Origin of the sequence: Saccharophagus sp. K07, assembly GCF_014336955.1 — a bacterium.
In the GTDB taxonomy this organism is placed as follows: Bacteria; Pseudomonadota; Gammaproteobacteria; order Pseudomonadales; family Cellvibrionaceae; genus UBA5868.
Genome location: NZ_QRAI01000001.1, coordinates 150,533 through 172,156, shown reverse-complemented (window position 1 = coordinate 172,156; position 21,624 = coordinate 150,533). Strand labels below are relative to the sequence as shown.

General features: G+C 52.8%; 14 protein-coding genes. 10 read left to right on the top strand and 4 right to left on the bottom strand.

Features of this window, described 5'->3' with window-relative positions:
* Positions 1-38: 38 nt before the first annotated feature.
* Positions 39-1,913, bottom strand: a complete 1,875-nt coding sequence (locus DWB84_RS00750) for a DUF748 domain-containing protein (protein ID WP_187407856.1) — start codon at positions 1,911-1,913, stop codon at positions 39-41.
* A gap of 93 nt (positions 1,914-2,006) precedes the next feature.
* Positions 2,007-2,480 carry an LEA type 2 family protein gene (locus DWB84_RS00745; protein ID WP_187407855.1) on the bottom strand — a complete coding sequence of 158 codons (474 nt, stop codon included), beginning with the start codon at positions 2,478-2,480 and terminating at the stop codon, positions 2,007-2,009.
* Positions 2,481-2,852: 372 nt separating this feature from the next.
* On the opposite strand from DWB84_RS00745, the gene DWB84_RS00740 reads away from it, so the two are divergent.
* Positions 2,853-3,704 (top strand): mannosyl-3-phosphoglycerate phosphatase, encoded by an 852-nt coding sequence (locus DWB84_RS00740; RefSeq protein ID WP_187407854.1) that lies wholly within the window; start codon positions 2,853-2,855, stop codon positions 3,702-3,704.
* A 36-nt stretch (positions 3,705-3,740) separates the two neighbouring features.
* Here DWB84_RS00740 and DWB84_RS00735 read toward each other — a convergent pair whose 3' ends face one another.
* On the bottom strand, positions 3,741-6,812 hold the full coding sequence (locus DWB84_RS00735; RefSeq protein ID WP_187407853.1) for a glycoside hydrolase family 15 protein: 3,072 nt from the start codon (positions 6,810-6,812) through the stop codon (positions 3,741-3,743).
* Positions 6,813-7,134: 322 nt separating this feature from the next.
* A complete protein-coding gene (locus tag DWB84_RS00730; protein WP_187407852.1) occupies positions 7,135-9,363 on the bottom strand; it encodes an NADP-dependent isocitrate dehydrogenase in 2,229 nt (742 codons plus the stop codon).
* 200 nt (positions 9,364-9,563) lie between these two features.
* Here DWB84_RS00730 and DWB84_RS00725 point away from each other — a divergent pair, with 200 nt between their 5' ends.
* From DWB84_RS00725 to DWB84_RS00685, 9 genes are all read left to right on the top strand, one after another.
* Positions 9,564-10,499: a transporter substrate-binding domain-containing protein gene (locus DWB84_RS00725; protein ID WP_187407851.1), complete on the top strand. Its 936-nt coding sequence runs from the start codon at positions 9,564-9,566 to the stop codon at positions 10,497-10,499.
* A gap of 13 nt (positions 10,500-10,512) precedes the next feature.
* On the top strand, positions 10,513-13,227 hold the full coding sequence (locus DWB84_RS00720; RefSeq protein WP_187407850.1) for a PAS domain-containing protein: 2,715 nt from the start codon (positions 10,513-10,515) through the stop codon (positions 13,225-13,227).
* Between the two features lie 402 nt (positions 13,228-13,629).
* Positions 13,630-15,030 (top strand): sigma-54 dependent transcriptional regulator, encoded by a 1,401-nt coding sequence (locus DWB84_RS00715; protein ID WP_187407849.1) that lies wholly within the window; start codon positions 13,630-13,632, stop codon positions 15,028-15,030.
* 485 nt (positions 15,031-15,515) lie between these two features.
* The gene (locus DWB84_RS00710; RefSeq protein WP_187407848.1) at positions 15,516-15,983 is read left to right on the top strand and encodes a hypothetical protein; all 468 of its coding nucleotides are present in this window, start codon (positions 15,516-15,518) and stop codon (positions 15,981-15,983) included.
* Positions 15,984-16,031: 48 nt separating this feature from the next.
* Positions 16,032-16,217: a carbon storage regulator CsrA gene (gene csrA / locus DWB84_RS00705; RefSeq protein WP_187407847.1), complete on the top strand. Its 186-nt coding sequence runs from the start codon at positions 16,032-16,034 to the stop codon at positions 16,215-16,217.
* Between the two features lie 229 nt (positions 16,218-16,446).
* Complete coding sequence (locus DWB84_RS00700; RefSeq protein WP_187407846.1) at positions 16,447-16,827, top strand: DUF3301 domain-containing protein; 381 nt, start codon at positions 16,447-16,449, stop codon at positions 16,825-16,827.
* A 368-nt stretch (positions 16,828-17,195) separates the two neighbouring features.
* Complete coding sequence (locus DWB84_RS00695; RefSeq protein ID WP_187407845.1) at positions 17,196-17,507, top strand: hypothetical protein; 312 nt, start codon at positions 17,196-17,198, stop codon at positions 17,505-17,507.
* Positions 17,508-17,716: 209 nt separating this feature from the next.
* Positions 17,717-19,354 carry an exosortase E/protease, VPEID-CTERM system gene (xrtE, locus tag DWB84_RS00690; RefSeq protein ID WP_187407844.1) on the top strand — a complete coding sequence of 546 codons (1,638 nt, stop codon included), beginning with the start codon at positions 17,717-17,719 and terminating at the stop codon, positions 19,352-19,354.
* 52 nt (positions 19,355-19,406) lie between these two features.
* Positions 19,407-21,623 carry an ATP-dependent helicase gene (locus DWB84_RS00685; protein ID WP_187407843.1) on the top strand — a complete coding sequence of 739 codons (2,217 nt, stop codon included), beginning with the start codon at positions 19,407-19,409 and terminating at the stop codon, positions 21,621-21,623.
* Position 21,624 lies beyond the last annotated feature (1 nt).

Genomic DNA, 21,624 nt, shown 5'->3' with positions numbered 1-21,624 from the left:
GGGAACCCCGGCCACGGCCGGGGCAGAGAAGCTGGCGATTATAAGGAAATCGACACAAAAGACAGCCCAAACTGCGACATATCGACCGTCGGATTGCAAATTTCGATCTGATCAGCGGCGGCTCCTGACTCAATCAGGCGCGTGCGAATGATTTTTCCGCGTGCGCTGGCAAGACCGATCAGCTCTTCTTCGTGCTCAGGTAACAACTCGGTGGATGTAGCAGGGCGTTCACCATCGTTGAAGATTTCTGCCCATTCACCCGCTGTGCTCACCGGGCAAAAGGTCATTTTCAGATGGGGTTTGTCCCGCAGCATAGCGGCAATTTCCACCAAGCGGTTCAAATCCGCATCCCCCGGGTAACGGCTGTTCGCGCGGTACTCGATCGGCAGAAATGCCACCTTGCCAGCGGATGTAGACCCGGCAGGAATGCGCGCAGCACCGACCGGATTAACCCGTTGACGCGCCATATCACTCAGCACCCGGCGAATCTGACGGGAGAAGATGTATTCCGGCTCTAACTGCGCACTGCCAAACTCACCGCGCAAGGGCATGGTAAACGCGACGCTGCGGTTATGGTCTTTGAGAAGGTCATACGATAATTCCAGGGGCATATCCGAACTGTTGCCACGACTTGGTTCGATGCGCAAATCGGTGAATTGCCAGCGGGTATCTGCCTCCAATTGGTTGTTGCGCGCCACAGCGCTGATGGACACATCCGCCAAGCCCTGGTCGACCCTCTGATGCAGGTATTTACGGCTATAGCCTTCCAGCTTGGAGAGATCCACATCCTGGACAAAGCCGGTCAGGGCAAAACGAATCGGTGAGGTGAATGGATATATATCCCCTTCCAGCAACGTTTTTCCTTGTTGGTACAGGCCGCCGGTTAACTTGAGAGGGACGACACTATCCGGCTTGCTATTATCGATAGCGCCAAGCTGCAAATGAAGCGAAGAGGCGTTGGCGCTCGCGGGCGGAGTAACGGAATGATCCAGCCAGGACACGGCTCCGTCGCGCACTTCCACTTTTTCTACCGTCAAATTGACCTTGGGCATACGCAGCCGGATTGGCACCATCAGATGGCCATCGACATTGCGATACAGGGACTGCCGCAAACTGGTGACATCAACTGCGCCAACCGCCAGAGTGTGAGGAGCCCCCCTCTGCCACTGGAGGCTTGTAATGGAGGTTTCACCGATCTGCGTTTGATAGGGCGCTTCCATTCCCGCGGCGCCAAAAGAACCCTCAATAAACTGGAAATTGCGTAACATCAAATTTTCCAGCTCGACCGAACCCGCACTGTACAGGCCGCGGGCAATACTGAGTTCCGCCCCGTAAAACAAAGTACCGCTATTGTTTTGATCGCGTAAAAAAACTTTCTCGATGGTTAGCGGTGCATTGTGCACAAAAGACCAATTCTGCCCCGAAGTCACCCATCTGGCGCGCGAAAAAGTGACGTTCTCCGCCCGAATACACTGTTGAGTTGCATAACAAAAGTCGACGTAAGTCAGCTGTGCCAGCCGAACTTCGAGTGGATAGAGGCTACCGACCCTGCTCATAAGATCGTCGAACGAAAACCCGGCAACGCTCAAACCATTAGCGGTGTGGCGGATATCCAAACGTGCGCTGTCCGCTTTCAGCCTATCGATAACCAGCTTGCCATCTTTAATAGGCCATAAATCAAAATCCGCTGAGGCGTCAAAAATTTCAAAGCGCTCTCCGCTTGGGCTTATGAGAGCAACGCCCTGAGCGCTCAATTTGCCCCACAGAAAATTCATACCAAGACGTTTGATTTCGGCCTGATAACCTTTGCTTTCCAGCCAGCGGATGACGTACCACTTGGTAACCAGAGGGACAGCCGCGAGCAAAATGCCCACGGTAATGACAATACCGATCAGCCATTTGAGAAAACGCATGAGTGCCTCGACAGTTAGAGCGACTGGTGAGCCGGCAGGTCCGACCCACTTCGTTATTATTGTTCGCTCCCGCCATCCGCAGCTGCGGGAGCTTTAGCGGTTTACATACCCTTTCAACGGGACCAAACCGGTCTCCTGCACCGTCAACCGGGTTGGCCAACCTTGCAGGCTTAGCTTGGCGGTCAGAGCATAGGAAATGTTCTCTGCCGCATTCGGCTGCGTCAGATTATTCAACAAGCGCAGCGCACCTACCAGATCTGTGGAAGCTTCAATTTCCACCAATGTTTCGCTAAAAGGTTCCAGGGTGGGTATTTTGCCAGAAACGCCTTCCAACAAGTTAAAGCCGTTGAGCGCCAAAGCGTAGCTCAACCCTTTAACCGAGAGGGCGCGATCATTGGGATTGATCACCCGCAGCCCCACCAAAAAGCGCTGATTGAGACCCTGAGGTTCCAATAGTCTAAGCGAATCCACTCGAACCTTGGGCGATTCTATATTCCCGTTCAGGTGAGCGCATCCACCGACCATAGCACAAACGAAAGCCAGCAAGACACTCAAAGCCAATTTCATGGTCTTCCTCCGATAAAAATCACCGTTTGCAACCATCCCAAACGGATCCCAAAATTAAAAAATTCCACATTTCGTCGCTGATTCGGGAATAATGGCATCCGCAGTTTTGCTTTAATTGACAACACGAAACGTACCGAACCTCATCTGTCTGGAGCTCTCGTTGCCAGGTAAAACTGCTTCTGGTGAAACTGTAAAACTTGCTGTAGCTTCCGGGAACGGAGCGCCGCGCTCTGGACGCAACCTCACATAAGTTTTGGCTGATGTTCGATACAAATGTCGCTGACGTTGTCAGTGATAATCAGTAAAAGCCAGCTCAACTATATAGGACTGCTCAAATTACAGGACCAAGTGAATGACTATAGGACCAAGTGAATGACAAACAAAACTCGCTCCCTTTTGATCTTCACCGACCTTGACGGAACACTTTTGGATCATGATACGGCGGAATGGAGTGCAGCCGAACCTGCGATCCAGCTCGCCAAAGCGCGCAGTATTCCGATTATTCTCAGCAGCAGCAGAACCTTTGAAGAATGCGCTCTGTTGCAGAAACAGATGGGATTGCGCGGACCTATTATTTTCGAAAACGGCGCAGGCGTGGCTCTGCCACAAAATCAATTTCGCCAACCGACCCTCCCCCCTTCAGATAGCCAGGACGGGTTTTGGGTCTGCCGCGTGGCCCAGCCCTACCCCCAGGTTCGGGCAGTTCTGCAGGCCTTGCGACAGTCCAAGCATTATCAATTCCGCGGGTTTGGCGATATGTCCGACCTGCAGGTAAAAGACTACACAGGCTGGGATTTCAGCATGGCGCAGCTGGCGAAAAAACGTCGCCACAGTGAGGTTCTGTTCTGGCTGGATGATGCCAAAAGCTTTGACGCCTTCGCCAAAGATGTGGAGAAACAAGGATTGAAATTGAGCCGTGGCAGTCACTTTATCCATATCGGCAGCCCGTGTGACAAAGGCCAAGCCATGCGCTGGCTGACCAGTGTCTATCAAAAAGTGATGAGCGCACGCCCCTTTGTGATAGCACTGGGCGACAGCGGCAACGATCTCCCCATGTTGCAAAGTGCCGACTGTGCGGTAGTGGTACGCCCACCGCACACCATTCCGCTCAAATACCGCCCTAACAATCCGTCCCAGGAATACTCTGTTACCGTGGAAATCGGTCCGGAGGGCTGGAATCAAGCGGTAAAGCGGCTGCTGGCGAGCATTAGCGTCCCCGCCTGACGCGCGGGTTCGACAGTGCACGCCGCTCAGTGCAAGTCAAAAGTTATCCGCAATATCTTCCAATGCTTGGGTAACGTACTTCTGCAGGACGTGAGGCGGCTGTTCCAGCATCACGTCCAGATCCCGCTTACCCAGCTGCGCTGCACCGGAATCCCAAATAAAGCTTTTCGCCGCACGCTCCAATAACTGGGTGAACACAATCGGCGTACTAAAATGCGCGCCCGGATTGTGGCGACAAAAGCGGGTGAAGGCGTACAAGGCTTCGATGACCGCACTTTTGTAATAGGTCGGGTGCAGCTGCTGGGTGAGCTTGTCGATCAGGTTGGCGAAGCTGACCTCTCCCGGGGTCATAGAGCTGCGCACGAACTCGCAGTCGAGGATATATTCCTGGCTTCCCCGGTCCCCAAACACCAAAGTCCGCGCCGATTCCAAACTCTGCCAGAGGTCATTCAATAAGGCGTCGTCCAAACGTGTGATGGAACCGCGCGCCACACGCCATTCGAACCAGTCCGTATCCGCGGCTAATATGCTGCGCCCTGCCTCGCCGATTTCGTCCGCGAGCACATTCGCGCGTAAACCGCGGGTGAATTCTTTGTGCTGTTCCGCAAGGACGGCCCAGACTTTGTCGAGAATCCGCGACGGCGACATGGCGCCTACGGTCAGCAGAATATCCAGCTCGGTGGTCTCATCAGATGCTTCTGCACACAGCATCATCAAGTTCTGCAGCATGACCGAACGCAAACCCTCAAACACCCGGTGGTCAATACGCATAATGGTGCCGAGCACCGCCAGCAGCTCCTGCGCCAGCGCCCGCTCCAACGGACTGAAATACAGCTTGTTGAGAGCGTCCACCAGGTCGTTGTAGGCCATAGGGCTGTCGACCACCAGCGAGTTCACCTTGCCTTTGCCCAAGACCACCGACACATGGCGCGCCACTAACATGGTCAGCGCATCGGTCAGGTCCAACGGATACTCGTTGAGGCTCGCATAGCAGAAACGCGACAACAGCCAGTAACAGCGAGTTTGCGCCCGGTAGTAGATATGCCGGACCAGATCGCGGACTTCCAGCGGTTGCGCGCCACCATCCAGAACCGCATTGGTCGGGTATTGAGTGAGGAACACTTCCAGAGTCCGGTACGACGTCAGTTCGGATTCAATGTCGACGCATTCCAACAACGTCCTCGCGCGCGGATCGAGTGCTTCGCGATCTGCAAAAAGATGGCCGACCGGGTCCACCGAAACGTGCTGGGTCAACGGCATTAGATTGAATTCCGGCACCGTCAGGCGGTTGACCCGCGAGGCGCGAATGGCCAGCTTGGCGGAGGCATAACCCACCCGGTCGGACTTGGCGCGCAGTTGCAGATCCCGCAGGGTGCGAAACAACACCTCAGCGTTATTGGCGCTGCAGAAGTGTTCGTCGACCATCCAGGTGAACACGGCAATTTCCGGGTTCATCCAGTGAGTGGCGATATGGCTCAACTCGTGCTCCAGGTTCTTCGCCAACAATTCCGCGTCGTACACCCGGTAGTCGGCGTATTCGCTTTGAATCCACGACAAACACAAACAGGGCTTGCCGTTGATCTCATAGGTTTGGGAGGTGGCGAGACTCTGCAAGCGCCGACCGGGTCGACCGGTCAGCTTGAGCGCGCGATTGGCGCCCACGTGTTTATAGGTTTCCACCAGACTCGGCGCGGACAACACATTGATCGGCTTAATGTCCGCCAAGGTTTCCGCGATCACGCCGGATTGCGCCAGCAGGGATTTGACCTTGTCGTTTTCCGCCAGCACCACCAATGCGACTTGCGTTTTGTTGAAGCGCCGCGAGCGGCGGCGCATTTTCAGCGGGTCGACATCGTCGCGCGATACCAGACCTTCATCCAGCATCAGACCGACGTAAAAAAGACTTTGTGCCCACACCAGCGGAATGTTTTCGTTGGGCACACGCGGCTGCGAGCGCGGTTTTTGTTTCTCCTGCTCTATATGTTCGCGCGGCACGTAATAGAGTTCGGGAATCAGGCGTTTGCCATCGACTTCCACCATCAGGGATTCGATTTTTTCCCGGTAATGGCGCGCCGTGGTTTCATTGCCGTCAAACAGCGCATGGATGTACAGATAGGTGAAAAACAGCGGCCACTCGGATTCTATATGCTCAAAATTGGCGAGCTCCGAGTGCTCGTAATACAGGCGCGAGCTCTCTTCCAGCACAGTCTGGTGACCATCCCACAAAAAGCGTTTACAGCCGTAATTGCCACCGAGTTTGCCGAGAATCTTATCGCGCGTTTTGGTGATCAAATCCTTATCGCCGATCGCAAACGCCGGAAACCCGATGATGCTGAGCAGCGCACTATCGGTTTCTTTGGACAGGGATTCGCGCGGCAGCAGTGAGGCCAGGGTGTTGCGCGCAAGAGAAATGGAATCGGCCACGGAATGCACTACCGCGCGCGGCGACGCGTCCTTGCCAAATAGATTAAAACCATCCAGCGCTTGCAAGGCCGCTTTCGCCATGCCTACAGAGCTGGCGTTGATTTCAGTTTTACCGTTGTTGATTTTGTTGCCGCGCTCCCAGATACCGAAGTCGGGCGTGCGATAAGCGCTGGCGATGTAATACACGAGGTTTTGCACAAAATCGACTTCGTCGAAAGTGCATACAATGCGCAGGCCCGACGCCGTCATTTGCGCCAGCATCAAGAGATAAATGGAGGTTGCATCGATCTGCAAATGGCCCCAGGCATCATCGGCGACCACTTCCAAGCCGGTCGCTGTATCGTATTTGGCGTGCAGACTGTGGTTTTTGTCCAAAGTATGCTTGAAACTTTCCACCTTAGAGGACTGCCGCATCATGGACGTCAGCAAGCCACGCATCAGCTTGATGGTCGCCTGCTCCAGCTGATCGCAGCGCTCAGTATCCCCCGCCCGCCGATAGGCGACACTCAGAACCCAGACACACAAGATGGAATAGACGTTGTCCCGCACCCAGGCGTCACGATAATCGCCGTGAGTATTCACACTCGTGCTCGCAGGAAGCAATCCGGTTACCGGATGCTGACGACAGAGGATAACGGATTCAACTTCTTGGAAAATTCGGTCGAGAACTTCTTTTTGTTTCATGCAAAGGGTTCACTTGCAACGGACCAAAGGAATGCTTATCGCTCATGGTGAGGCCAACAAGTATAGCGGCCTGAGCCACGCCACGCTGCGTCAAACTCAGCGAGGTACCCGCGCCAAGAACCATGCGCAACATTTGCCAGGAGCCAGGCGCAACATTAAGCAAGAAATAAACCTTTTTGTGTGTCAGTGAACACAAGATACGGATTTGAAGGGAAATACAGGAAAGCCGGCGGGCAGCAAATAAACAAGGATTAGGGGCAAATTAAAGGAGGAAAAACGGCAAAGAAAAGGAAATGGCGGCCGTTAAACGGCCGCCCTAAGATTACACCGCTGCGATAATTTGATTCAAAGTCGCGCTCGGACGCATAGCCTTGCTGGCGAGCTCAAAAACAGGACGGTAGTAACCGCCAATATCAACAGACTTGCCTTGTACGCCATTTAATTCGGCAACAATCGTCTGCTCTTGACTGGTCAAAGCTTCCGCTGTTTTGCTGAAACGCGCTTTCAATTCCGCATCGTCATTTTGCTCAGCCAACGCCTGCGCCCAGTACATGGCGAGATAAAAATGGCTGCCGCGGTTGTCGATGCCGCCAACTTTGCGTGAAGGCGATTTATCGTTGTCGAGGAATTTCGCTGTGGCTTTATCCAGAGCTGTCGCCAAAACCTGCGCTTTTTTATTGCCCGTGACCTGGCTCAAATGCTCGAGGGATGCAGCCAGTGCGAGAAATTCGCCGAGAGAATCCCAACGCAGATAATTCTCCTGCAGGAATTGTTCAACATGTTTCGGCGCGGAACCGCCAGCGCCAGTTTCAAACAAACCACCGCCGTTCATAAGAGGAACAATCGACAACATTTTTGCACTGGTGCCGAGCTCCAAAATCGGGAACAGGTCAGTCAAATAATCGCGCAATACGTTGCCGGTGACGGAAATAGTGTCTTGTCCTGCTTTAACGCGCTCCAACGTAAAGCGAGTTGCTTCCACCGGCGACAGAATGCGAATGTCCAAACCACTGGTGTCGTGATTTTTCAGATATTTTTCGACCTTGGCGATCAATTCGCGGTCGTGGGCGCGGTTTTTATCGAGCCAGAATACCGCAGGCGTATTGCTCAAACGCGCGCGGGTCACAGCCAGTTTTACCCAATCCTGCACAGGGGCATCTTTAGTCTGGCATGCACGCCAGATATCGCCCTGCTCGACTTGGTGCTGCAGCAGAATCTTGCCGGATTCGTCCACTACATTCACAACGCCGTCAGCGGGGATTTCAAAAGTTTTATCGTGTGAACCGTATTCCTCTGCTTTTTGCGCCATCAAACCAACGTTGGGCACGCTACCCATGGTGCGCGGATCGAATGCACCGTTTTTCTTACAGAAATCAATGGTTTCCTGATAAACACCGGCGTAGCAGCGATCCGGAATCAATGCCTTGGTATCGTGCAATTTGCCATCGGCGCCCCACATTTGACCAGAAGAGCGGATCGCAGCAGGCATGGATGCATCGATAATAACGTCGCTTGGCACATGCAGGTTGGTGATGCCTTTGTCGGAATTCACCATGGCCAATTCTGGACGCTGCGCGTAGCAGGCTTTGATATCCGCTTCGATTTCGTCGCGTTTTGCTTGGGGCAGAGATTGGATTTTGGTGTAGAGATCGCCGATACCATTGTTGGCGTCCACACCCAATTCGGCAAACAAAGCAGCGTGTTTTTCGAATACAGGTTTGTAAAACACTTTAACTGCGTGGCCGAAAATAATTGGGTCGGATACTTTCATCATGGTCGCTTTCATGTGCAGCGACAGCAAAACGCCCTGTTCTTTAGCGTCTTGAATTTCTTTGTCGAGATATTCGCACAGCGCTTTTTTGCTCAAAATGGCGGCATCGATAATTTCGCCTTTTTGCAGAGCAAAGAATTTTTTCAATTCGACGGTTTTGCCATCTTTGGCAACCAATTCAATTTTGATTTTGGTCGCTTCTGGCACAGTGACGGATTTTTCGCTGGCGTAAAAGTCGCCTTCGCTCATGGAAGCCACATGCGATTTGGAATCGGCGGACCACGCACCCATAGAGTGCGGATTTTTACGCGCATATTGTTTGACGGACAGAGGCGCGCGGCGGTCCGAGTTGCCTTCGCGCAATACTGGGTTTACCGCGCTGCCTTTTACTTTGTCGTAACGCGCTTTGATGTCTTTTTCCTGCTCGGTTTTCGGCTCTTCTGGATAATCCGGCAGGGCGTAGCCTTTGTTTTGCAATTCTTTGATTGCCGCTTTCAGCTGAGGAATGGATGCACTGATATTGGGCAATTTGATGATATTGGCTTCCGGTTTGGTCGCCAGCTCACCCAACAACGCCAAAGCGTCTTCCTGTTGTTGTTCCGGTTTCAGAAAGTCGGGGAAAACGGCCAGAATGCGTCCGGACAGAGAGATATCTTTGGTGACCACCTCTATATCTCCGGCAGCCGCGAAAGCTTGAATGATAGGTAACAGCGAATAAGTCGCCAGCGCAGGAGCTTCGTCAGTTTCGGTATAGATGATGGTGGGTTTCTCTGTCGACATTGGGATACCTAAAGACGGTTGAGAGGTTCGAGGAAGATAGACGGGCACTAGGGAACATCCCCGCTGGGGCCGGTCCAGCAAGCGCACCCCGCGTTTTGCGGGCGGCATTATATCAGCATGCCCCAGGGGGGTGTAGTCGAAGCCGGGAAGGCCACGCGGCTATGTTAAGATGCACCATCTTATTGCAACCGGACTCTGCAATGCTTCGCCTAATCTTTTTAGGTTGTATCTCATGGCTGTTGAGCATCTCTTGTGCGAACGCGTCCACCCCAGAGGAACGCGCGCCGCTGGTGTGGATTTATACCAGCGCTCCGCCTTTTTACATCACCGACGGACCATTGAAAGGTCACGGTTTTACCGATCAAGCCCTGCGTATGCTGCAGGAAGAGCTGCCGCAGTGTGACCATACAATGCGAATGATGCCGATCCGGCGGCTCTTCAAGTTTTGGCGAGAGGACGCCAATCTATGCTTGATGACTATGGTCCAACACTCGTCCCCCCGAGACGACGACTACATCCTCTCCATCCCCTATGCTCTCTATCGCCCACATGGCGTCATTGTCAAAACTGACAACTCCCGCGTAAGCGCCATCATGCAAAGCGCATCGGACGCTCCTATGTCGGTGGAACGCTTTTTCGCTGCGCGAAATCTCCTCTTTGGCACCATGGTAGATCGCCCCCTGGGAAGAGACCTCGATCCTCTTTTAGAACGCCACCGAGCTGACATGCGTATTATTGATCGCAGCGATACCCACAGCCTGGATGATTTGTTCAATATGCTTAAACGCGGACGTGTGGACTATCTGATCGACTACCCATTCGTCTTCGATTTTTACAATGAGCAACCCGATTACCAAGGTCTGTTTGACTGGGTTCCCGTGGAGGAAAACCGGGATGCCCTGATATGGGCATCGGTTGGCTGTACCAACAACGCCTGGGGTAAGCAGGTCATAGCCACCATTAATCGCGCTATAGTCCGACTTGCCCAAAGAGAGGATTACCAACGCTTGGTGGTGAAGTGGCACGCGGCAAAAGGGAAGGAAGCCGAATACTGGCATATGCTAAGTTCCGTTATTAACGAAACGGCACCAGCCGAAATCCCAACCAAAGATGCGCCGACGCGCGCATCGGAATAACCATAATTAATTTATGCAACGATTTTCCTTACGCCAGAAACTTATCCTTGGACTTCTCGTCCTTGGCGGACTGCTTACCATTGCCATCGCCATCATCGAGGTCTACATCGACTATCGTGGCGGAAGGAAAGAGATTGATGAGCAGATCAAGATCATTGAATCCGCCAGCTTGCCGATTTTGCGCTCCGCGTTGTGGGCGCTGGACGACGCCCAGGTCCGGCGACTATTGGAAGGGATGTTGACTGTGCCGATGCTCGGTTATGTCGAGGTGGAGAGCGATGGGCGAATTCTCAGCGCGGGCCGGAACCTTTCGGACAAAGAAAAAGCGGACACTATCCACCGTGAATTCCCGGTGTTCTTCGATGACGGGGAACGTATCCACAATCTCGGCGAATTGCGTATTTACGCCCCCTTGGAACCGCTTTATCAGAAGTTATCCCACCAGACATTCCTCACCCTCGCGGTCAACGCTGTGCGCACCCTCGTGGTCGCCTTTTTGGCCGGCTGGCTGTTTGATCATCTGGTCACTCGCCATGTCCGTCGCGTCGCAAAGTATTTGGAGCAGACGCCCTATGCCGCCGACGCTCCCAAGCTGAGCCTCACCCGCACCAGCAGTAGGCGTGACGAATTGGATGAGCTGGTCGCTGCGGTGAACCACTTGCGCACCAAACTCAATCTCTACGACCGCGAAATCCGCGACGAAAAAAGCCGTTATTACGCTCTGGTGGAAAACAACCCGGAAGCCATTTGGCGCTGCGAGATGCGCGAGCCCATTTCCGTTCATAGCCCATCAGCGCAGCAAGTAGAACAGCTGAAAGAAGTCGCTGTACTGGCAGAGATCAACGAGGCTTCCGCAAATCTGACACCGGGGAAAAGTCGCCACCAAATCATCGGTGCCAGCTGGAACAAACTGCCATTTCTGGACGACAGTCTCTGGCATGAGTTGGTACAGCGCCACTATCGGGTGAAGGACTGGATCAGCCGCTTCGTTGATGAAAACGGTACCGAGCACTTCTTCTCCAACAGCCTTACCTGTTTGATTACGGATGGGCAGATCAAAACAGTCTGGGGTATTGCAATCGAAATTACCCAAAGGGTTGTCGCCCAACGCGAATTGGAGAACCGCGAACAGCAACTCAGCTTGAGCCAAACCCGCCTGGCGGAAGCGCAGGCGCTGGCTCATATGGGGCACTGGACCTATAAAATCGATGACGATGTCTTGCAGGTGAGCGACGAATTCGCGCGCATTTACGGCTTTGACCCCTATAACGACAGACCGACCTGGGAGCAATTGGTCGCTCGCATCCACCCGGATGACAGAGCCCGCATCTTTCGCACCCTAAACGACCCGACCGCAACTGCGGTAGGAGCGGAGCACCGCATTGTTTGGCCAAATGGCGAAGAGCGCCATGTTCAGGCGATAGCGCGCAAGGAAGTTGTCGATCAACGGGTTACAAGCACCTTCGGCATCATCATGGATATCACGGACCGCCGCCGCGCAGAGGAAGAACGCCGTCGCAGCCAACAGGCGCTTATCGAAAGCGAGGCGCGCATGGCGGAGGCCCAGGCGATCGCCCACCTCGGCCACTGGATCCTCGATCAAAACACGCAAACCTTAAGCTGTAGTGATGAGTTCTTCCGCCTGTTTGGCCACCCTCCCCAATCGTTCCAGCCAACCGTGGACGACTTCTACCGGCAGATTCATCCGGAGGATCAAGAACGGATCCGCCAGATGTTCGACAATCTCGCTGAGCGGGCGCTCTCCTACGAGTATCGAATCATTCGTACCGACGGTGCCGTTCGCTATATGCGCGGAACCATCACACCGTTTTATTCCGGCGGCAAAGATGTGCGGCGGGTATTCGGCATTTCCATGGACGTCACTGAACATAAAATTGCCGAACAAATTGCAGAGCAGCAACAAAAACAATTGCTGCGCGCAGATAAATTGGCATCGCTCGGCATCATGGTCGCCGGCGTAGCCCACGAGATCAACAATCCAAACCACCTGATCCAAATGAATGCCGATCTGCTGGACGGCTTTACTCATCACCTGCTGAGCCTTCTGGAAGAGCGCATCCAGGATGAACGGGATCAATTGGATTTCAACGGCATGTCGATAGACGAAATTATGTCTGCCATGCCGGAATTGTTGGCTGATATCAAAGCGTCCTGCCGTCGCATCGACCGTATCGTCAAAGATTTAAAAGACTTTTCCCGTCCACGCGACAACGCCGAATTTTTGCCGCTTGATCTCAATCAGGTTATCGAAAAAACCCAGTCGCTGCTCAGCTCGACTTTGGATAAGCGAAAAATTCGCCTGGAATATGATCTTGCAGCGGAATTGCCGCAAATTTCCGGAGACTCGCAACAGCTCGAACAGATTCTGATTAACCTGGTCAGTAATGCGCTGGACGCAGTGGACGAAACCAACGGGCGTGTTCTGGTGCGCACTTACAGCAGCAACATTGATACCGGGGACGGTAAGGATGAGGCCAAAGTCATCTGCGACGTAATCGACAACGGCTGCGGCATAACCGACGAAAACATCCGCCATATTTTCGACCCATTCTTTACCACCAAGCAGGAGCGAGGCGGCACCGGTTTGGGATTATCCATTTCATTCCGCCTTATTCGCGAACACGGTGGCCAATTGGAGGTCATTTCTGAGCCCGAGCAGGGCACGACCATGAGAATCATATTGCCGACGCGCAAAAACACAGCCTGAACGAAAGCGCCACAACCCCTGCGACAAAAGTTGCTTACACTTAGGCAGGCAAAGAGGATTTATAGCGCGAAAAAATGAAAGCAGTTGCTGCCCAGCGAAAACACCCGGCAATACCCGGGTGCAAAAAATGTTTCACCCCCGGACCACCTGGAGACCAGAAAAGTGCTAATAACAGCAATACAAAATTAAATATGGTGCCCTGGCGCAATAATTGCTGTTCCGTTTTTTGATAATGTCCTGATGTATCGAATAAAACAGGGAATTACGGATATAGCCGTTTACGTAATTCAAAACACGATAACAATTGAAAAAGCATAAAAGTACATCGAAAGCGACCCGCGACTTGACCGGCCCTCTAAAAGTCGATGTACCGCATTTTTAAGAGCGTAAACCGTGACAGCGATGAACGATACACTGCCCGTCCTTTTAGTGGACGATGAAAGCCAAATTCTGCGCAGCACCGCGCTGGCCCTGCGAACCTCCGGAATAGCGAATGTAGTCACGCTAAACGACAGCCGGGAGGTTTTGCCCTACCTTGCCGAACATCCGGTTGCGGTCGCTCTTTTGGACCTTAATATGCCTCACATCGGCGGTGAAACCCTGCTGCAACAAATCGCCGAACGCCACCCGGAAATACCCGTCATCATCATGACCGCCGCCAATGAAATCGAGCTGGCGGTGCGCTGCATGCGCACTGGCGCAGTGGATTATTTGGTCAAACCCGTAGAAAAAACCCGTTTGGTCAGCGCCGTCAATCACGCAATGGAAACCCGCAGTTTGCGCGATGAAATTGATCACCTGCGCCACGGCATGTTGTCGCGCGACCTGCAAAAACCCGATGCCTTTCGCCATATCATCAGCGACAACGAGGCCATGCAGGATCTCTTCCGCTATATCGAAGCGATCAGCCGCACGTCGCAACCGGTTCTGATTACCGGGGAAACCGGCACAGGCAAGGAATTGTTTGCCCGCGCTGTGCATCTGGCATCGGGTCGCAGCGGCGAATTTATCGCGGTGACGGTCTCCGGGCTGGATGACACCACATTTTCAGATACTTTATTCGGCCACAAAAAAGGCGCGTTTACTGGTGCAGAGCAAAAACGTGAAGGGTTAATTGCTTCAGCGCAAAACGGCACTTTGTTTTTGGACGAGATTGGCGACCTATCCATCCCTTCGCAAGTTAAACTTTTACGCTTACTGCAAGAGCGGGAATATTATCCTCTAGGTGAAGATCAACCGCGCATTTCCAATGCCCGCGTGGTGGTGGCAACCAACGTTGATCTAAAAAAAGCGATTGAAAAAGGCGAATTTCGCCAGGATTTGTATTTCCGTTTAAAACCACACCACATTCACGTTCCGCCACTGCGCGAACGTATCGACGACATTCCAGCATTGGTGGAGTGTTTTTGCGAACGTGCCGCTGCCGAAATCGGCATAACGCCACCGAATATTCCTGTTGCGCTTTATCAGCTTCTCAACACCTATACATTTCCCGGCAATGTGCGCGAGCTTGAAGGCATGGTATTTGACGCAGTAGCGCGTCAGAAAGGCGCAACGCTCAGCTTGCAAAGCTTCCGCACGGCAATGGGGTTGGAAAATGTCAGTGACACAGCCAGTGCGCCAAAACCCGAAGATCTTTTTAATAACGAGCGCTTGCCGACTTTAAAAGAAGCAGAAGATGCTTTAGTGCAAGCCGCATTGAAAAAGGCGGACGGCAACCAGGGCGTTGCGGCAAGCTTGCTGGGTATTACGAGACAAGCCTTAAATAAACGCTTAATCCGCGCACGCGATCAGGAAAAATAATTTTTTTATATCCCTTTCAAGGATGTTGCGACTCGTTGCCACATCCTTATGTTTATTTCAATCTCTTTTGTTATTCAAATCATCGAATCCGTCTTTTCATTCGAAGCTCCTTTTTTATTCAAATCCTTCATTTTGAAAACGACAAATATCCTTCTGTTATTTCTTGGCTCCCCTTATGTCTTCTGTTCAACCCCTGCGACAAGCGTTGCAAACCGGGAGACAATTTATTCCTTTCAGCAAAAAACGTCTCTGTTTTTACCCTCGCAATCAACATAAGCTATTGAATTTACTTGACTTTAATAGTTGGCACTATAGCTGCAACTACCCCTCTGTAAACGACGAGGCGGCTGCGGCGCCACCTCGGAGATGATCGGATATTTTGGTAATCATCTGAGCAACGTCGCGGTGCGCACACGAGATCGCACCCAAGGCTGGCAAGGGTGACTCCGGGACCTGACACGAAGAACAACCTGGAGAGGTGCGCAATGTATTGCACAGAAACGTGTGCTGATTTGGTGCTCTGCAAAAAGAAGGGAGCGGTTGATACATCCAGCGATCAAAAAACTGCAATTCAAAAAGCGTTGCAAGAATTGAGTGAGACGCTGAAAAGCACAAACGAAAGCTTGGCAAATTGTTTTGTGTTTACGCTGGAAAGTCGCAATCGCTTAATGGACAAAATTGCGGAGGTAAAGGAATGCGCAAATAAACACGATTGTGGTTATTTACAAGAATTATCGTCCCTTGCAGAGATAGTGATTATGTTGTTGTTTCGATCTAATCATTATCGCGATCACCAAGGACTCGCACGGATTGAAGATGCTGTGCAACAAATGCAACTGTGCTTCGTAACAAACGATTCGGACGAAGGTCACAGAAAACGTGTTACAGAGACGATTGAAAATCTCTGGCAATGGGTGGACATGAATACTGTCACCGGTATTCGCCACTTTTAACTTAAAGACTTTTCACCAAGACAAAGTCCCAATAATGGAGATGTTATTATGTTAATTCTGTCAAGAAAAACCGGAGAGAAATTGATGATTGGTGACGATGTCGAGCTGACCATACTCGGCATTAAAGGCAATCAAGTCAGGGTTGGCGTGAGTGCGCCTAAAGATGTGCCGGTACATCGTGAAGAAGTTTATCTGCGAATTCAGAATGAAAAGCAGGAGTTGGTAAAAGCTTAATTCTGATTCTTTCCTCAACCTAAGTTTTATTTTTTGCTGCGAGTCTGACAGCAAGCCGTTTAACCTGGTTAAACGGCTTTTTTTATTTGCGCACAATCCATTTTATTTGCCGCAGATCTACCTTCGGCAATTTCTCTCACGCTATTTACTCTGCCCCTTGTTTTTATCCTCATTCGACGCCATTCAATAGGGAATTTAGAAGCTGATGGAACTGTTACTAAGGGCTGACATGTCGATCTCTGTACTTTTCTGGCTGCTCGGTGCCGCCGCACTGGTCGCCGTTTGGATTCACCACAACAATCTTAGCCATCAGGCTGTTGTCCTGGCGCGCCAGCACGTCCGCCAGCAAGGCTTGCAATTTCTCGATCAGAGCGCTGTTTTATGCCGTGTGAGTATCGCCTGCAAGCGGTGGAGTTTAAGTCTGGAGCGTACTTACAAGTTCGAGTTTTCCGTCCGGGGAGATCGACGTTACAACGGTCGATTGACCCTAACCGGACGCCGGCTGAGCCGCATAGAGCTGGACCCCTACCCAGATTTTTCACCCCACCCTCCCGGACAGGTCATTTCACCCTCGGATAATCACCAACCGCCCCAGATTGATCAACAATAACAATACCTTTACACATGCGTACTCCATAAAACCGTCAACTCTTTCAGCTATTCACCCGTTTTTCGTCTCCGCTTGTTACCTAAATCCCCAAGGGCCGATTGATGCGGACGCGTTTGTGTCACCATCAAACTCATTTGATTATTTAAACGCCAAAGTTCTATAAAAATCGCTTGAAAAAGAACAAAAAATTCTAGTCGGCAAATTTGACATTAAGCGCCATTTGAAGTCCCAAAAACGATTTAAGCATTTGAAATATAAATATATTTTTCTGACCGACTTAACCTGGCACCTATTGTGCTAAAGGATCTCAACACCGGGCGCAAGCTGACCACCCGGTCGTTGCAATAACCTTTGGGAGAACTCGAATAATGAAAAAGCAAATCTTAGGAATGGGGTTGGCTGTGACCTTCGCATTGGCTGCCTCCCCTAGTTTCGCTACCGGAAACCACCACAATCAGCCTGTGATCAAAAATCCAATCTGTTTTTTCCTGCCATTTGCTTGCGCGCCAGCAAAACCAGATAAACCTGGCAAATCAGAAAAAACGGAACCACCAAAACCAAACCATCCAGGTACGCCCACACACTCCGTGCCAGAAATCGATGCCGCTAATGCAGGTTTGGCTCTGGCTTTGGTTGGAGGTTTGGTGGCGATCCGTCGCGAGCGCCGTAACCGCCGCTAAGTGTCAACACCCTCTCTTGTTAGAAAGCCTCCGGCCTAGTGCCTGAGGCTTTTTTTATGAATTTTTGCTGCTAGGAGGTATATATCGCAGCCCAGCTAAGCTAGGTTAGGCAATAAAGGTCATAAGCCCGCTAAACTGGTTGAGTGGTGGCAAGTTTGTGATTAAGGTGGCTCGCCCACGGCCGTTCGTCATTGTTAAAGGAGTGTTTCTTGTTACAGATCACCCGGTCGCAACAATTCAAACCCACTCTGCTGCTTGCAGGCGGCATACTCCTCGTTCTTGAAAGCCTATATCTGAGCCAAAGTTTCGATGCTGCCACCCTTACATTGGATGGCGAAGTTACTGGCTGGCGAGTTTTGTTCAGCCATTTTGGCAGTTTGGCCAAACTGGGCTTGGTCATCCTGTTTGCCATAGGCTTGCTATTGCAGCACAAATTCAAACGCTATTGGCCCGAGCTACTGGACGTGATTTCGGTGCAGCGTTTCCTGACGCTATTGCCGATCCAGCTTCTTTGTTACGCCAGTCTCTACTACTGCACCCATCTTATTTACGCGGTTCCGGAAAATGCCCATAACCTGCCAGCGTGGCTTTACGGTCTCTGGTTGCTCAGTTTGTCGGTAACCTTAGCGTCCTGGCTGGTCATGCTGGTTGATCCGCGCTGGCTGGTGGATTTCATCAAACACGAGCAGTTGGCCATCGCCGTCGGTGTCATCGCGGGACTGATCGTATGGTCTGTAGCCATGTGGACGCAGCGCTTCTGGGGCCCCCTTAGCGAAGCGACGTTCTTCCTGGTTGCTGCACTGCTTCACGCAGTGTATGGCGAGCATATGGCCGTCAATGCCGTTGACAAAACCATCGGCATCGACGACTTCTGGATCAATATCGCCCCTGCCTGTTCCGGCTACGAAGGTATTGGGCTGATTACTGCCTTTACCGCAATTTATATTTGGATCCACCGCGACGCACTGCGCTTTCCGCGTGTTTTACTGCTTTTCCCTATAGGCGTCGTCGCTATCTGGCTGCTTAATGTGGTGCGTATCGCGGTACTGGTCAGTATCGGGCATCACTGGTCTGAGGAAGTCGCCATCGGTGGTTTTCATTCCCAGGCGGGATGGATCACTTTTATCCTCACGTCACTCGCCTTACTCTGGTTGACCGGCGACAGCGCCTATTTCAGCAAAGCTGCTCGCAACAAAACGCCTGCGGCGCCGCCCTTGTATAGCAGCCTGCCTATCGCCACCCTGTTGCCGATGGTGGTACTGCTCGCAGTCACTCTATTGAGTTCCGCGTTTACCGCCGATTTTGACTGGCTTTATCCCCTGCGCGTATTCGCCGTGATCATCGCGGTCGCATATATTTGGCCGCAGTCGCGCCAAATGTCGCTGCGCCTGCATTGGTCTGCACTTGCAGGCGGCGCTGTGACTGCGGTGCTGTGGATCGCAATGTTGGGGAGTGATACCGAGACCAGCGCGGTTATCCAGGACAATCTGCAGGCGGCCCCCAGCTGGGCGGCGGGCCTGTGGTTACTGTTCCGCATTGCAGGCGCAGTCATAACCGTGCCTATCGCGGAAGAACTGGCGTTTCGGGGCTATCTTTTGTGCCGCTTCAGCAAAACCGAAGTACGCCTCGACGGCCCTCTGCCATTTTCCGTGCTGGCGATTTTTTTCTCGTCCTTGGCCTTCGGTGCACTGCACGGAGCTTGGCTGGCAGGCACAGTGGCGGGCTTGATCTACGCACTAGTGCGCTGGCGCAGCCAGTCCATGGCAAATGCGATTTACGCCCATGGAATTACCAATGCACTGATTTTCTCCTACGCTGCCGCAACCGGTGAATGGCATCTGCTGTAATTTTCATCAGCTCTCAACTGGCATTAACGGCGGCATTCCGTAGAATGCGCCGATGCCAGTCACCCCCAAACTCACTGACGAACAGATCCGCGCCGCGAGCCACCGCCATGGCCACGCGCGCATAGTCGCGGTCGCTGGTGCGGGGAAAACGGCCACACTTACCCACTACCTTACCCGTCGACTTGTAGAAGGCGCAGCCCCCGACCGCATTCTGGTGCTGATGTACAACCGCGCCGCGCAGCAAGCTTTTCAATCCCGTCTGAGCCAGCAGGCTAAAGGTCCTTTGCCGCGAGTTCGGACGTTCCACTCGCTCGGGTTACGCCTCTATCAGAATTTGATCCAGACCGGCTGGCTTCCACCCATTCAGCTCCAGCCCATGAATGAATCCGCGGTTGAGTTGCAACTCAAACAACTATTGCAGCTCCATATGCCCGCAGCGGAAAAGGACGACGACCGTCTTGCCGACTGGTTGCAGCTCGCGTTGGAGTTGTTACAGAGAGTCAAAAGCGATTTTCGTGAGCCCAAGGACGTCTTCGCCGAACACGTGCCCCTAGGCGGCGAATTTCTTGCAGAAGTGATTGCTGGCTTTGAATCCTGGCGGCGGGCGCAAAAGCTGATTACCTTCGACGACATGCTCTACGAACCCGCGCGCCTGTTCCACCTGCAACCGGAAAGTCAGACCGCCTTTCGCGATCGTCTGGACGAGATACTGGTGGACGAATATCAGGACATAAACGCGGTACAACATTTTCTGCTGCGCGTATTGGCTGGAGAGCGCGCTCGGGTGATGGTCATTGGCGATCCCGACCAGACGATTTATGAATTTCGCGGCAGCTCACCCGATTTCATCACCCACACCTTCGCGCGGGATTTTCCGGCATCAGCGAACTATCAGCTGTCACGCACATTTCGTTTTGGCCACACAATCGCGCTGGCGGCCAACCATCTGATTAGCCACAACGCCGGGCGCGATCCGGTCTTGACCATCAGCGCCCCCGGCACACCGGCGACACGTCTGAATTACGCCGCAACCAACGACCACGGCGGAAAAATTGCCGACACTATCGCCAAACTGCGCGCGAACGGTGGTGCCTACAAGGGTATGGCGGTGCTGTGCCGCCTCTGGTCTTACGCCAGACCGGTGGAATTGGAACTTATGGCGCGCGGCATTCCCTATCGCATGGACGGGGAACAATCGATTTTGCAGTGCCGGGAGATTCGCCCTTTCTGGCACTGCCTGGACATACTGACGGGTAGTTTTTTCGCCCGACCCGCGCAACAAAAAGAGCAAATCCTGTTCGACTTGCTGACCATTCCATCCTGGAAAATCCCGCATCCGCTGCTGCGTGCGCTTGCTAGAGCCTGGGCACAGTCGGATAACCATCAATTAGCACGCAGTCTTGAAAGTTGCCTGCCCGCCGAGCTCAGTCCATTTCAACGCCGCTGCCTGCAACAAATGGCAAATGCCCTGGACGCGCTCATGCGGCCGCAAGCCTGTCCGCGCCAATTGCTCGCCTATGCCCACGCCATCGACTACCAGGAACGGCTGCGTAAAACCGCCATCAATGAAACCCAAGGGCAGGAACACGCGGGCACGGTGGAGGCGTTTCTGCGTTTTCTCCTGCACCTGCGCATCGACGCCGCTGCGGATCTGCTGGCGTACCTGATCGAATTACAGAATCGTCATCAGCAAGTGCCGGAAAACGCCGTCACCCTGACCACGATTCATCGCAGCAAAGGACTGGAGTGGCCGGTGGTGTTTTTGCCCAATTTGGCAGAAGGCCATCTGCCCTGCCTGACCGGGCGGGAATCCGATCCGATACGGGCATTGGAAAGCGAACGACGCCTGCTCTATGTCGCTCTGACCCGCGTGCAAAAACAGTTATTTATCACCCTGCCAGACACTGCGGCGGATTCCTCACTGACCACCAGCCGCTTTTTTAGCGAAATGCGCGCGGATCTCAGCATCGCCCTGGGCAAAGCCCTGGAGCAAAAACAGGATTCCCTCAGCCTGCCCTACCCGCTGAGCAATATCAGCCAGCGCTATCTGGAAATTCTCGGCAATCCTTTGGCCGTGGCAATCGTCAAACCAGAAATCGAGCAAACCGACCGCCAATGGCAGACTGGCCAGCGGGTACACCACGCCATTCTCGGCAGCGGTGAAATTCACGCGCTCGATCCACAACGCATTCATATCCGTTTTGCCGATGGCAAAGTGCGGGTATTTGCCAGCGATCTGGCGGAACCTCATCTCACACCACTGAATTGAC